Origin of the sequence: Paenibacillus sp. HGH0039 (assembly GCF_000411255.1) — a bacterium.
Taxonomy (GTDB): domain Bacteria; phylum Bacillota; class Bacilli; order Paenibacillales; family NBRC-103111; genus Paenibacillus_F.
In genome coordinates, this window is sequence record NZ_KE150412.1 from 3,189,433 (window position 1) to 3,203,943 (window position 14,511).

General features: G+C 41.0%; 15 protein-coding genes. All 15 read left to right on the top strand.

Annotation, left to right across the window (positions count from 1 at the left end; translation table 11 throughout):
• The first annotated feature begins 65 nt into the window (after positions 1-65).
• Positions 66-329, top strand: coding sequence for a flagellar biosynthesis anti-sigma factor FlgM (gene flgM / locus HMPREF1207_RS13975; RefSeq protein WP_009677024.1), 264 nt, complete (start codon positions 66-68; stop codon positions 327-329).
• Between the two features lie 25 nt (positions 330-354).
• The gene (locus HMPREF1207_RS13980) at positions 355-855 is read left to right on the top strand and encodes a flagellar protein FlgN (protein WP_009676969.1); all 501 of its coding nucleotides are present in this window, start codon (positions 355-357) and stop codon (positions 853-855) included.
• Positions 856-906: 51 nt separating this feature from the next.
• Positions 907-2,472, top strand: a complete 1,566-nt coding sequence (gene flgK, locus HMPREF1207_RS13985; RefSeq protein WP_009677022.1) for a flagellar hook-associated protein FlgK — start codon at positions 907-909, stop codon at positions 2,470-2,472.
• A gap of 13 nt (positions 2,473-2,485) precedes the next feature.
• The gene (flgL, locus tag HMPREF1207_RS13990; RefSeq protein WP_009676978.1) at positions 2,486-3,397 is read left to right on the top strand and encodes a flagellar hook-associated protein FlgL; all 912 of its coding nucleotides are present in this window, start codon (positions 2,486-2,488) and stop codon (positions 3,395-3,397) included.
• A 12-nt stretch (positions 3,398-3,409) separates the two neighbouring features.
• A complete protein-coding gene (locus tag HMPREF1207_RS13995) occupies positions 3,410-3,982 on the top strand; it encodes a DUF6470 family protein (RefSeq protein WP_009677107.1) in 573 nt (190 codons plus the stop codon).
• A gap of 63 nt (positions 3,983-4,045) precedes the next feature.
• Positions 4,046-4,477 carry a flagellar assembly protein FliW gene (gene fliW, locus HMPREF1207_RS14000; RefSeq protein ID WP_009677044.1) on the top strand — a complete coding sequence of 144 codons (432 nt, stop codon included), beginning with the start codon at positions 4,046-4,048 and terminating at the stop codon, positions 4,475-4,477.
• Between the two features lies 1 nt (position 4,478).
• A complete protein-coding gene (csrA, locus tag HMPREF1207_RS14005; protein ID WP_009677067.1) occupies positions 4,479-4,706 on the top strand; it encodes a carbon storage regulator CsrA in 228 nt (75 codons plus the stop codon).
• Positions 4,707-4,871: 165 nt separating this feature from the next.
• Positions 4,872-5,693, top strand: coding sequence for a flagellin N-terminal helical domain-containing protein (locus HMPREF1207_RS14010; protein ID WP_009677020.1), 822 nt, complete (start codon positions 4,872-4,874; stop codon positions 5,691-5,693).
• Between the two features lie 65 nt (positions 5,694-5,758).
• Complete coding sequence (locus tag HMPREF1207_RS28495) at positions 5,759-6,100, top strand: flagellar protein FlaG (protein WP_016423747.1); 342 nt, start codon at positions 5,759-5,761, stop codon at positions 6,098-6,100.
• A gap of 12 nt (positions 6,101-6,112) precedes the next feature.
• Positions 6,113-7,615 (top strand): flagellar filament capping protein FliD, encoded by a 1,503-nt coding sequence (fliD, locus tag HMPREF1207_RS14020; RefSeq protein ID WP_009677032.1) that lies wholly within the window; start codon positions 6,113-6,115, stop codon positions 7,613-7,615.
• Between the two features lie 41 nt (positions 7,616-7,656).
• Positions 7,657-8,049 (top strand): flagellar export chaperone FliS, encoded by a 393-nt coding sequence (gene fliS, locus HMPREF1207_RS14025; RefSeq protein ID WP_009676997.1) that lies wholly within the window; start codon positions 7,657-7,659, stop codon positions 8,047-8,049.
• Positions 8,042-8,371 carry a hypothetical protein gene (locus HMPREF1207_RS14030; RefSeq protein ID WP_016423748.1) on the top strand — a complete coding sequence of 110 codons (330 nt, stop codon included), beginning with the start codon at positions 8,042-8,044 and terminating at the stop codon, positions 8,369-8,371. Before fliS ends, HMPREF1207_RS14030 begins: the two co-directional genes overlap by 8 nt.
• 18 nt (positions 8,372-8,389) lie before the next feature.
• Entirely contained in the window at positions 8,390-12,085 is a 3,696-nt protein-coding gene (locus HMPREF1207_RS14035) for an IPT/TIG domain-containing protein (RefSeq protein ID WP_016423749.1), read from the top strand.
• 64 nt (positions 12,086-12,149) lie between these two features.
• Positions 12,150-13,244, top strand: coding sequence for a glycosyltransferase family 2 protein (locus HMPREF1207_RS14040; RefSeq protein WP_016423750.1), 1,095 nt, complete (start codon positions 12,150-12,152; stop codon positions 13,242-13,244).
• Between the two features lie 26 nt (positions 13,245-13,270).
• Positions 13,271-14,506: a flagellin lysine-N-methylase gene (gene fliB, locus HMPREF1207_RS14045; RefSeq protein WP_016423751.1), complete on the top strand. Its 1,236-nt coding sequence runs from the start codon at positions 13,271-13,273 to the stop codon at positions 14,504-14,506.
• Positions 14,507-14,511: the final 5 nt, after the last annotated feature.

Sequence of the window (14,511 nt, forward strand, 5' to 3'; positions counted from 1 at the left end):
ATCGAGCCGTAAAGCGGCCTTGGAAAGTAGAGGATCCTCCATCAGATAACAAGAGGTGAATAACTATGAAAATTAATGATAGCCATCGTATCGGAAATGTAAATCCGTATGCCAAGCATAAAGAACAGTTTCAGACGGCTGCCGCTGATAAACGTAACCGTCCCAAAGACGAGGTTCAAATTTCCACGGAAGCCAAAGAGCTGCTTGGAGCCGCAGGGGATGAGAATAGAATGCGCAGAGTAGAAGAATTGAAACAGCAGGTTAAATCGGGAACCTATCATGTGGAAGCGGGCAAGATCGCCGAGAAGCTCCTTCCGTACCTTAAATAAGACCGGCAGAAACGGGTGAAAAGCTGTGTCCGTATCCGAAATCGTCAACGTTTTGAATCGCATTATTGAGTGCCACCAGGAACTTCGGGAGCTTGGGACAAGGAAGAGAGAAGCGATTCTTCAGAACTCCATAGAAGAGCTGTCGGCTATTGTCCAGAAAGAATCCAAGGCCGTTAAAGAAATCCAGGAGCTGGATCAGCGCCGTGTAGTCAAGATCAATGAATACATGGTAACACGCTGCTATAAAACGAACCCTTTTATAACCGTCGGAGAATTGGTTAAGCTGGTGTTCAAAGCGGAAGAAAAACAGCAGCTGATGGATTGTCAGGAACGGCTCTTAAAAGAAATCAGAGAACTTAAAGAACTCAATGCTCTAAATCAGCAGCTGGTGGAACAGTCACTCGGATTCATCGACCTTTCACTCGACCTCTTAACGGCAACACCCGAGCAGGACGCGATCTATGCGAACCCGACCCAGCAGGGACAGGCCAAACGCAAGAACGCTTACTTCGATACACGGGCTTAGCCCGGCACATATTCCGGCCGTTTAAGGCCCTACAGCAAAGGAAGTGAATTTATGCGTTCTACATTTCATGGACTGGAGCTCGGCAAGCGGGGTGTTATCGCACAGCAAGTCGCGCTGAATACAACGGGTCACAACATTACCAACGCCAATACTCCGGGATATTCCCGACAGGTGGCCCAGATGGTTGCCGCCCGTCCGCTCGAATATCCTTCTGTAACCAATTCCACCTCTCCCGGCCAGCTGGGCATGGGGGTTGAAGTCAATGCGATTCAGCGTATACGGGACATTTATTTTGACGTGGAATACCGGAATCAGAACTCATTAATGAACGAATCGAAAGTTATTTCGGAAACGCTCGGCAACATTGAGGGCGTCGTTAACGAACCGTCGAACAACGGTCTGGCTAAGAATATCACGGAATTCTGGAAAGCCTGGCAGACGCTTAGCAAAAACCCGAGCACGGAAGACCTGGCCGCCCGTTCCGCAGTCGTTCAGCAGGCGATGGCGATGGCCGATTCTTTTAACAGCATGGCTAATCAGTTTGCGACGATGGGTAACAACATCACGGAAAGAATCAACGTCAAAGTGTCTGAAGCGAACAGCTATGTGACCGAAATCTCCGACCTGACGAAGCAAATTAAACACATTGAGTCCGGTGGGGATAATGCCAACGATCTCCGGGATAAACGTGACTACCTTGTCGATCAGCTGTCCAAGCTCGGTAACGTGAAAGTAACGGAGACTTCGCAGACTTACCAGATCACGTTCGGAACGAAACAGGTTATCGACGATCTCAACTCGGATTCTATTGTGCAGGCCGATGTCGCGGGCGTCACATCCGGTGAGATCTTCGGCTATGTACAGTCCCGGGATACGTTCATTGCCGAATACACCAAACAAATCGATCTCATGGCCAATACGCTGGCTACCGGCAAAATCGAGGTCACCCTTCCGGCGGGAAGCATTTTGCCTAAAGGGATGACGCCTCCGGCAGGAGCGAAAATGGATCCGGCCAATCCGCGCAAACTGGCTGCCGACGCGAAGGTAACCGTCGATGGCTTGAATGGGCTTCATAGGCTCGGATACACCCTCGAAGATCCGGCTACCAACGGGAAGGACTTCTTCGTCACTTCCGACGGATCGGGGAAATTTACGGCAGAGAACATTCGGGTTAACCCGGACATTGCCAAAGATTTGAAGAAGATCGCGGCTTCGCTGCGTATCGAAACCGTCAGCAAACCGCCTGCGGCACCTACCGACAAAGTGGTGCAAAGCAACGGCGATCTGGCGCTTCTTATCGGCGGCCTGGCGGAGAAGACGTTTGATTTCGGCGGTACAGCCTTGACAGCATCTTCGACCTACGGCGGTTACTATGAAGCGGTAATGAGCCAATTGGGTGTTCAGACTGATCATGCCAAGAAAATGCTCGAAAACGGCGAGCTGCTTACCGACCATGCAGACAGCTTGCGTCAATCGATCAGCGGTGTGTCGCCCGATGAGGAAACGGCCAACCTCATTAAATTCCAGCACGCCTACAACGCTTCAGCTCGTGTTATCACCGTTGTAGATGAAATGCTCGACAAATTGATTAACGGGACCGGCGTTGTCGGCAGATAGGAGGGGTAGCTAAATGCGGATCACACAGAACATGATGAGTTCGTCGATGATGAAAAATCTCCAAACGAACTATAATAGGTTGGATAAATATCAAGAGCAGTTGCTAACTCAGCAAAAAATTAATCGACCTTCCGACGATCCCGTAGGAATATCCAGCTCGCTTCGCTATAGAGGCGAAATCGGTATGACGGATCAATTTTCGGAAAATGCTAAGGATGCGGACTCTTGGATGAATTTTTCGGATACTGTGATGAACGAGGCTGTGAAAATCCTACAAACGGTTTCTGAAAAAGCGGTACAAGGAGCAACAGAATCCAATAACCCCGAAGCCAGAAAGATTCTTGGACAGGAAATTGATGAGCTTTACAAACAAATGGTTGCTATCGGCAACTCCCAATTTAAGGGGAAATATATATTTAACGGACAAACAACAGATCAGAAACCTTTTTCAGACGATCCGGCAAACACTTCCTACAGCCTCGACGAAGGAATTATGCGTTATCAGATAGGTGCAGGAATCTATGTCGATGTAAACTCTCTGGGAAAGGATGTTTTCGGACCCTTTCAAGATCCGGCTGATCCGACCAAGGCAGCGAATGTTTTTAAAGTACTGGATAACCTTAAAGCTGCTTTAAATGGCGATAATACAGCCGGCATCGAAAAGAGTATAAAAGAGATTCAGACGACTATGGATCAGGTTCTCTTCGCACAAGCAGATGTTGGTGCCCGCCAAAATCGCCTTCAATTTACAACCGACCGTTTGGAAGATCTAACTTTAAACTACACCGATTTACAATCTAAAATCGAAGATGTAAATGTACCCAAAACAATTACCGATTTAAAGACTGCGGAAAGCATATTTCAGGCCTCTCTTGATACGATGGGGCGGATTATTCGTCCGAGCTTGCTCGACTTCCTGAGATAAAAGGAGCCTTATATGCAAATTCCGCGTATTCAGATCAGCCAACAGTATGCCAAAATCGGACTCTCTACCACAGAGGGGAAGTTGTCTATCGAACAACCTAAAGCGGAATTAAACCTTCAGCAGGACAATACCAAAGTTAGTATGGAGACGGAGAAGTCAAACCTTGAGATTGACTCCACGAGAGCTTGGTCCGCTTTAGGTTCTTCCAAACTCATTGAAATGAGAGATTTTATCGCACAAAGCGCTTTTGATATTTCTATGCAAAATATCGCGGAGATTGCCCAGAACGGTGACCGAATGATGGAGATAACTAATCATTCCAATGCATTTGCGGATATCGCCCGGCAGAATGCTTTTAAAGACCGGCCCGTACAGGTAACAGCCGAGCCTTCTTACGATAATGTAGATATCCAATATGCACCGAGTGTAATCCATACAACCGTCCAAGACGGTAAGATTACATTTGATCCCAAGCTGAACTCTCCGCGTATTCAGTATGAAGCCGCTAAATTAGAAGCCTATGTTACTCAAAAAAATGCAATTTCTTTTTCCATAGTCGGGGGAAAATGGGATGCATCTATTTAGAGCATATGAGACAATAGCTATAATTTTATAGCTATTCTTTCTTTTTATTAGGAGGAAAATTTAATGATCGTACAATCTACAAGATTTGGTGAAATTGACGTTTCGGATGAGCAGCTGATTACATTTGAAGCAGGTATCTTTGGATTTGAGACTAACCGCCGCTATGCGTTATTGCAATTAGATAACGGTGATCCCACTTTCCACGTACTCCAGTCGTTGAGTGATGCGGATTTGGCCTTTGTTATCGCGGAACCCTTTCTGTTTGAGCCTGCCTATGAGTTCGAGCTTCCCAAGGCTGTCAGTGAGCAGCTTGAAATAAAGAACGAAGGGGACACGCAAGTATTTGGTATTGTAAGTGTGCGAGCCAAGGATAATGTTACGATGAATCTGAAGGCACCAATCATTTTGAATAAAAAACGCAATAAAGCGGCCCAGGTTATATTGGAAAGCACGAATTATCCGATCCGTTATTCTCTAATCAAGGGAGGAGCATGATATGCTGATTCTCTCCCGCCTCAAAGGTGAGAAAATTATAATCGGTCAAGATATCGTCCTCACCGTATTAGATGTTGCTGGAGATCAGGTGAGGATCGGAATAGAAGCACCTAAGGATATCCCGATCCATCGTGAGGAGATTTACAAGGCTATTCAGGCGGAAAACCAAGCGGCGGTTAAAATGGATCTCAATGCGGCATCATTGTTAAAAGCCGTTAAAGGCAAATAATTTTTTTCGTTTTTATCAAAATAGCTCTAAAGTAACTATCCCTGTGATCCGATATATATATTATGGGAGGCAAGCGGGCTTTGGCGGCCGACTAAACTCGCTGAATCCACAATTAGGTGAACGCAAGGATGCGATCACTGCCTACATTCAAGGAGGAATTTTATTATGCGTATTAACCACAATATCTCTTCTTACAATGCACAACGTCAACTGTCGACTAACAACTCGGCACAAAGCAAATCTCTGGAGAAACTGTCTTCCGGTTTCCGTATCAACCGTGCTGCTGATGATGCTGCAGGTCTTGCAATCTCTGAGAAAATGCGCAACCAAATTCGTGGTCTGGAGCAAGCTTCCAAAAATGCTTTGGATGGTATCTCCTTGATTCAAACAGCTGAGGGTGCTTTGAATGAAACTCATGCAATGTTGCAACGTATGGGTGAATTGTTTACACAAGCAGCTAACGAAGTTTTAACTACAGCAGACACAGCAAAAATTAAAACAGAAGTAGACGCTCTGTCAGATCAAATTACTAGCATCGCGGACCAAACTCAATTTAACACCAAAAAATTGCTGAATGGTTCTACTACAACGTTAAACTTCCAAGTAGGTGCTAACGAAGGCGAGACTATTTCTCTGACGCTAGAGAAAATGGACGCAGGAACATTGAAAGTAGGCAAGGGTGATTTTGCAGCTCTTGATACCAACGCAAACGCAGGTAAGAACGTTACTGCCGTACAAGATGCTATCAACAAAGTATCCGAAACACGCTCTAACCTGGGGGCTGTTCAGAACCGTCTGGAGCACACGATTAACAACCTGGGCACAACTGCTGAAAACCTTCAAGCTGCTGAATCCCGTATTCGTGATGTAGACATGGCTAAAGAAATGAGCGAATTCACGAAGAATGGTATTCTTCAACAAGCTGCAACTGCAATGCTTGCTCAGGCTAACCAACAGCCGCAAGGCGTTCTGCAATTGCTTCGTTAAGACCAGCATAGGGCCGGCCGGGATTCCGGCCGGTTTTTTTAATACTTACGTTAGGAGAGTATTAAATGAAGGTTAATCAAAGCTCTATACCTGGTTCTCTTGCGCCGTTGTTAAACGTTATCTCTGCTTCGACTGTCTCCGGCTTGATAGAAGCCGACTCAACTACAAATCCCAAGCTAGAAGAAAGCTTTACTCTACCCCAGCTTGTTGAAAAGGTAAATACAGTTTTAGCAGACTCAGATACGCACATAAAAGTGAAAGTTCATGATAAGACAAACACAATTATGGTTGTTGTGGTTAATGATGATACCGAAGAAGTTATAAGAGAAATTCCCTCGGAGAAAATGTTGGATATGATGTATAACATGTGTGTAAATGTGGGAGTTTTTTTAGATAGAAAAATTTGATGGAGGGGTATAATGGCGGGTATCAGCGGACCAACAAGGCTAACAGGGTTTAGTGGGCAACTGGATACAGATAGCTTGATCAAGAAATTAATGGATACTGAGAAAGTGCCACTAAATAATCTGGTAAAAAAGAAGCAGCTGACATTATGGCAGAGGGAAGATTATCGTTCCATGAACACATCTTTGCTTGCTCTGCGTAATACGATGAATGAGCTGAGGTTTGAGAGTAAATTTGAAACAGTCAAATCAACATCATCTAATACAGCTGTACTAGATATTGCATCCAGTGGTACAAATCCCGGCGTAAGCAATGTTAAGGTAACTCAGTTGGCCAACTCTGCTTCTATAATTAGCGAAAAAGTAAATAAGCTGCCGACGGAGAAATTAAACCTCAGTGGTTCATTTACTATTGAGGGTTCAGATCCAGCTAAGTCAATTGAAATTACAATTACTGCCGACTCCACTATTGATTCTGTTGTTAAGGATATTAATAATGCATCAGCGAATACAGGAGTAAAGGCTAGTTTTGATCGGTCCAGTGGTATTTTGTATCTAAATTCTACAGCAACTGGCGCTGGTTCAAAAGTTAAAGTCACAGATGCCAGTGGTACATTTGCAAATGTATTCGGAACAGGTACACCACTGAGTGCACAAGGGCAAGATTCAGCATATAGTGTCAACGGCACTAATATTACAGCGAATTCAAACAGTGTAACCATTAATGGAGTTCAGGTTACTCTTCGAGGTCAAGGTGAGGCTTCTATCGGAGCTATGGCGGATCGTTCATCGGTAGTAGATAAAGTCAAAAATTTTGTGAAACAGTACAATGAACTAGTTGATAAATTTTCCGAAGCAACCACGGCTAAGAAGAATCGCGCCTATCAACCGTTGACTAGCGAGGAAAAAGAGGCCATGACGGATTCCCAGATTACATTATGGGAGAAAAAGGCCCGTGAAGGGGATCTATATAACGACGGTTTACTCAAAGATACATTAGCTTCTATGCGATCTGCTCTTAACATACCTTTAGAAGGAATTACTGATCCACCGGATCCCAAGAGTCAATTAAGACTCCTTTCACAAATTGGTATTAATGTGATAAATGATTTCCGTGAGAATGGTAAGCTTGAGATTGATGAGAAGAAACTTCAAGAGGCGATTAATACTAGATTTGATGAAGTTAAGGTATTGTTTACTAAGTCTTCTGATACGCCCAATGATACCCCTGAAAATATGAAAAAACGAAAAAGTGAATTAGGTTTTGCTGATCGTTTGTATGAGACTATAGGTGCACAGCTCACTAAATTTACTAAGAAGATTGGTTCAGGATCTATCGAAGCATTAGATGAGAGTGTGCTAGGAAAACAGCTAAAAGATTTTAGTAAAAGGGAAACAGACCTAGAGCGCAAATTATTAGATATTGAAAATCGATACTATAAGAAATTTGGTGCTATGGAGAAGGCGCTTCAAAAATTAAACAGTCAGGGTTCGTGGATTTCATCGCAGCTGCGGTAAATGATTGTTTACAAACTACAACTGATGAGAGAGGTTAACAAATGCAAAACGCTAAACAACAGCAATATTTGAAGGTTCGTGTTGAGACGGCAAGCCCGGGAGAATTGACTTTGCTGTTATATCAGGAAATGGTCAAATTATTGCTTCAAGCGAAGCAGTTGTATTCTCAAAGTCAGTACGAAGATATGAACCAGTCCTTGTATAAGGTTAAGACTATACTTGGGGAATTAATTGTAACCTTAGATATGAAGTATGATATATCTAAAAATTTAAGTAATTTGTATATGTTTTATAATCAATATATTGCTGAATTTATTATCAAAAAAGATGAGAATATGTTAAATGAGGTTCTTGATTTCGCTAGAGGAATGGTTGATACATGGAAGCAGGCTCTGCTTTCACTAAAAACCAGCGGGAGCCAAATTAATGCTTAGTACTCGACAGATACTTGATGAAATTTCAGCAAACTATACATGCATACTTAAATCACCACGCTTTGAAGTTTATGAAAAATATTCTGAAGTGATTAATAAATTATATGCTTCGCTAGAACAAAGGAGCGTCACGGACGAAGATAAGTTGAAGTTGAAAGAAATTAAAAATATGCATGATGAAATTACGCAAGCCTTAGAATTAGAAAAGAAAACTCTCGAAAAACAAATTGTGGCGATAGAAAAAAAGAAAAACGCTTCAAATGTTTATATTAAACAAGCATCTTACATCAATGATGCTTTTTTTGTGGATATTAAAAACTAAATCCGAGGGGGTTGCCCTATGAAAAAAACGATGGTAAGAACCATCAATTTATTTTTGTCTTTACTCTTAGTGTTTGCTATTTTGCCTGCTTATAGTGCAATGGCAAGTGCTGATGAGATTGTTAGAGTAACGAAAACACTTAACCCGACTCAAATTTTAGAGGGGGGAGAATCGACTGTTACTCTTAATATACAAGGATCAGACAGCGTTAACGTTGTTAAGCCCAATGATATCATATTGATTATTGATAGATCCGGTAGTATGGATCCTAAGAATAATAATGGCGAAGATAAAATGACAAACGCCAAAAATTCGGCTACTGGATTTATAGATTTATTGGATTTTACTAAACATCGCGTGGGTGTTGTAGACTTTGCGAGTGATGTGAAATTTAAAGATCTATCCTCTAACCCGGCAGATGTTAAAAGTTATATTAGTGGGATCAAGGCATCTGGCGGTACTAATACAAAGCTGGCAATTGAAAAGGCTCGTGAATTATTACGTGGGCATAGAACCGAGGCACAACCGGTCATTTTATTACTTACAGACGGAGAAGCTACTGAACCGGCCCCAGTTGACAATGCACGAAAACTAGCTCTAGAACAAGCAAATGGGGCAAAAAGTGAAGGAATTGTTTTTTATACGATTGCCTTATTAAAACAGAACGAGAATCCCAATACCAGTGCGCCGAATTTGCTAATGAAAGACATGGCGACTACGGCTCAACATCATCACTTCGTACTCGGCTCAGTAGGATTAGCTGAGATTTATCGGGCTATTGTTGAAGAAATAGGGATGGCTAGTGCCTACGATGTTACCGTTAAGGATTCAGTTGCTCCTGAATTCGAAATTGTTCCCGGATCCTATAAAGACAATATTCCACAACCAACTGTGGTTGGAAATACGTTAACATGGACTTTTAACGAATTGAAAAAGGAAACGCTCACCTTTAATTACAAGATCAGACATAAGACTGGAGAGAGAGTTGGACATCTATCCGTCGGAAGTGCAGATATTGATGTTACTTTCAAAGACTATTTGGGCACTCCTCATCAAACTAAAGTACCCAATCCTTCAATAGACGTGATGTATCCAGCACCACAGATCACTTCTCTAGTAGAAGATAAAGGTCTGGTTCAAGGTGGAGAAACAGTAACCATACATGGAGCGAATTTTAGGGCTAATCCCAAGGTAACCTTCGGAAATACTGCAGTAAGTTCGGTGCAATTTATTGACTCTACTAAGTTAATTGTGATTGCTCCTCCAGGACCACAGGGTATTGCGGAAGTTAAGGTGACTAACACAGATGGCCAGTTTGCCAATTATTCCTATAATTACTATGCGAATCCTGAGATTATTTCAATAGTCCCTAAGCAAGGTAAGCTTTCTGGCGGCAATGAAGTTGTGATTACCGGTAAATACTTCATGAATGGGGCTACTGTTAAATTTGGTGAGCACGATGCAACTGTTAAAGCTGCAACTTATGAACAAATTAAAGTGACGGCTCCAGCTGGAACTGCAGCAGGGTTTGTTGACGTTACAATTATTAATCCAGATGGGACAAGCGTAACCAGCACGAATGCCTATGAGTATCTTGAAGCACCCGTAGTGCTTGGTATCCAACCTGCTGTAGGGCTAACAACCGGTGGAGATACCGTGACAATTACAGGGGAACATTTTAAATCAGGAGCTATCGTTAAATTTAATCAAAGTGTGGTACCGACTGAATTTGTGTCGGCAACTGAGCTGAGGATCACTACGCCTTCTTGGGCTAAAGCAGAGAGCGTTGATGTAGTGGTTATTAATACAGATAAGCAGGAAGCAGTCCTTGGTAAAGGCTATACCTATAATTACCCTGCACCAGTAATAACAAGCGTTACTCCTAATGCAGGTCCTGCTGCGGGAGGAGACTTTGTAAATATTACAGGGGAAAATTTCTTTGCCGATTCCAAAGTGCTATTTAAAGATAAAGTTGTTTCCTATACTTTTATAGACAAGCAGCATTTAAGAGTCAGGGCCCCACAATGGACGCAAGAAGAGAAAGTAGATATTACTGTTAAGAATCCAGATGGCCAATCGGCTACGGCTAAAGAAGCTTATTCTTATACCCTCCCTGAAGTATTTGAATTGCTTTCTGTTGTACCTAATAGCGGATTGCTCGCAGGAGGAAATACAATAAGCATCCAAGGTAAGAATTTTGATAATAACCTATCTGTTTATCTGGACGGTGCGAAAGTTACCTTTACTTTGATTTCATCAGAGAAAATTAATATCATTGCACCAAAAAGACTGGTAACAGGTAAAGTCGATGTCAAAATTGTGGATATGTATAAACGTGAGGCTACGTTAAAAGAAGCGTATGAATACCTTGCACCACCACCACCACCCGCGCCTGTTGTCACAAGTGTAGATCCAGCAGAGGTGGTAAGAACGAGCGGCGAGTTTATGCTTATAAACGGAGACAATTTTCAAGATGGAGCTGTTCTTTGGCTAAATGACAGAAAAATAACATCTATTTCCTTCGTCAATTCCAAACAATTACGTCTTAGAGCGCCTAGTTGGGATAAAGAAGAGTTTGTCGATGTTAAGGTAGTAAATCCGGATAATCAGTCGGGTACTTTGGCGGCAGGTCTTCATTTCATAAATCCGCCTGCTGACCCAGCTCCGGTTATTTCTTCGTTATCTCCAGATACAGGAGAAATGCCAGGCGGGTACTTCGTTACAATTAATGGGCAGTCTTTTAAGAATGGTGCAAAAGTGTTTTTTGGAAATAAAGAAGTTTCTGTTAGTTTCCTAGGTGCCACTCAATTGCGTGTCAGAGCTCCGCAATGGGAAGTGGAGGCCACTATTAATCTTAAAGTTATGAATCCGGACGGACAAGAAGTCAGCAGCCCATTTACTTATATTCGCCCGGCCTTAGGACCTGCTCCTGAAATTACTAGTGTAACACCAGAGCAAGTTTTAATAACTGGCGGTACTTTTGTAACAATCAACGGAGAACACTTTGCAGCTCAGTCAGTCGTTAAAGTCGGTAATCAGCAAGTTGTGACAACGTTTGTCTCAGATAAGCAACTTCGAATCCGAGTTCCTGTGTGGCCCAGAGCAGAAAGAGTCGACATCACAGTAACGAATGTTGATGGACAAATTGCAACGCGTACAGGCGGTCTGGAATATATTCTTCCACCACCACCTGTAATTTCGAGTTTAACACCGAATCATATGGTAATCGACGCAAATGAATTTGTTGTAATTGACGGTGCAAACTTCCAAACGGGTTCTAAGGTTTTCTTTGGTGATAAGGAAGTGCTAGCCACTTTTATAAGTGACAAACAACTTAGAATGAGGGCGCCAGTTTGGAGTAAAGCTGAGACTGTTTCGATCAAGGTAGTTAATCCTGATGGACAAGCGACATTATTACAGGCTGGGTTTACTTTTGATCCTAAACCGATGAAACCAGCACCTACTATAACCACGATTAGCCCTAATAGCGGGCCAAAATCAGGTGGCGATTTCACTTATATTAACGGAAGTAATTTTGTCAGCGGCGCTAAGGTTTCTTTCAACAATGGAGCTCCATTTGATGTTACTTTTTTAAGTGCTAATCAAATCCGATTCAGGGCTCCTTCTTCTGCCAAACTAGGGCCCGTAGACGTTAAAGTAATCAATCCCGATGGCCAGACAGTTACGCTTACTGGTGGGTACACGTATCAGTAAGCCAAAACAGGTGCCTATGCCTTATAGGCACCTGTTTTTTATTAGATCACAGGGGGAATCAACCTTGAGTCAGCCTATATCCGCTTGCATAATGACTAAAAATGAACAAGATAACATTGGTGCCTGTATTGATTCGGTTAAACCTTATGTGAAAGAAATAATAATAGTTGATACTGGCTCTGAAGATGACACAGTAAAAATAGCCATTAGTAAAAATGTTCGAGTACATCAGATGGAATGGAAGAATGATTTTTCAATAGTACGAAATGAAATGATTAAAATTGCTACACAGCCTATTATTTTGATGATAGATGCAGATGAACGGGTTTTACCCAATCAAGAAGAGAGTTTTAGGGATACGTGTAATCTGCTATTTGATGATCATGATAAAATTGGCAGGGTAACTATTTTAAATGAACAAGAAAATAAGGAAACGTTAAAATCAAGTATCTCTAGAATTTTTAAAAATTCTAGCAGCTTTTCCTACGCGGGTGCTATTCATGAGCAAATACAAAGTGAAAGCTCCAATACAACCTATTTTCAATCGGGTATTACTTTAGAACACAAGGGATATCTCAACTCAAGCTTAATAGCAAAAGACAAATATGAACGAAATCTATCTTTGTTGTTTAACGAATTGAAAAATGCCAGAAATGGTTCATATATTAATTTTCAAATTGGCCGAACTTATTATGTAATGGGGGAAAATAAAAAAGCTATTGATTATTTAAAAGAAGTCTATCATGAAGAGCTATTAAATCAGCCCTATTACAGCACAGTTATTCAAATTTATGGATGGGCATTATTAAAAGAAAAAAATTATTCGGAGTTATTTAATTTATTACAAAGAGGAATAGAACTTTATCCGGATTATACGGATTTGTATTACTTATTTGGATGTACACTTATTGAAATGAAATCAGCGGAATATGTGTATTTGATTCCAGAGACCTTTCAGACGTGTATTGAACTGGGCGAACCTGATTCAAATAAATATGAAACTGTAGAGGGGGTAGGTTCCTTTAAAGCTCGTTACAATTTGGGCTTATATTATGAGTTAACCCATCAGATAGATAAAGCTGTAGTTGAATATCGTCTTAGTGCATCAGAAAATTTCAAATTAGCTACTGCTCGCCTTGAGAAAATAATTCTAGCTTAAAATGGTTATTCGTGGAGGTAATGAAGATGAAGCAACTAGCATTAATGCCAGAATACATGAAAAAATTTAAATGTATTGGTGGGGAATGTGAAGATACTTGTTGCGCAGGTTGGACAGTATCATTGGATAAGAAAACATTTAAGAGCTATCAAAAAATAAATGATCCCACACTGAGAAACAAAATAAAAGATGGAACGAAAAGAATTAAAAGTAAAGATAATTCAGACCCAGAGCAGTACTACGCAAGGTTTATTCTAAAAGATGATTTGTCCTGCCCCATGCTTACAGTTGATAAGTGGTGTATGATCCAAAAAGAAATAGGAGAGCAAGCCTTATCCAAAACATGTACGACCTATCCCCGAAACTTGAACAAACTGGATGGGACTTATGAACTATCGGGAAGAGTATCTTGTCCTGAAATTGCTAGATTAGTATTGTTTGAAACTAAAGGAATTGAGTTTGAGGAAATTGAGATTGAAATAGAACAGCAGTGGACACTTTTAAAAAGGAATAGCTCAGAAAGAGGATTGGCACAATATTTTTGGCCGATAAGAATGCTATCTATTGAAATAGTTCAAAATCGTCAAATATCACTAGGTGACAGAATGGTGTTATTGGGGTTATTTATAAACGCCTTACAGAAAGATATTGATGAAAATAAAGGGCACACTATTCCAAATGTAATTAATTCGTATAAGGAAAAATTGCTAGATACAGACTATTTGGGGTCTATCGAGAAAATCCAAGTTAATTTAGAATTACAGCTGCAGGTATTATTTGAATTAATTAAGTCACGGATAGAAATGGGCATTTCGAGTGAAAGATATCAATTAACATTTAATGAAATGATGGAAGGCTTGAAAATAAATCAAGAAAAATACACACTAAACTCCTTTAAATTTAATTATGAAGAAAATTTTAAAAACTTTTATTCTCCATATATGAATACCAAGGAATATATTATGGAGAACTATATAGTTAACTATCTATTTAATATATTATTCCCTGTGTTATCTGAGGAAAATGACTCTCTGTTCCTTGGCTATGCAATCATTTCGACTATTTATGCTATGCTTAAAGTTCATCTTGTCGGGGTTTCCGGTAAATATCAAGGTCTAAATGATGATGTTGTTTTAAGAACTATTCAATCTTTTGCTAAGATTATTGAACATAATGCCACTTACATTACTTCAATAATAGAAGAGTTAAAAAGAAACAATTATTATTCCTTAGCTCATATTTCATTAATGGTTAAAGATTAAGATTT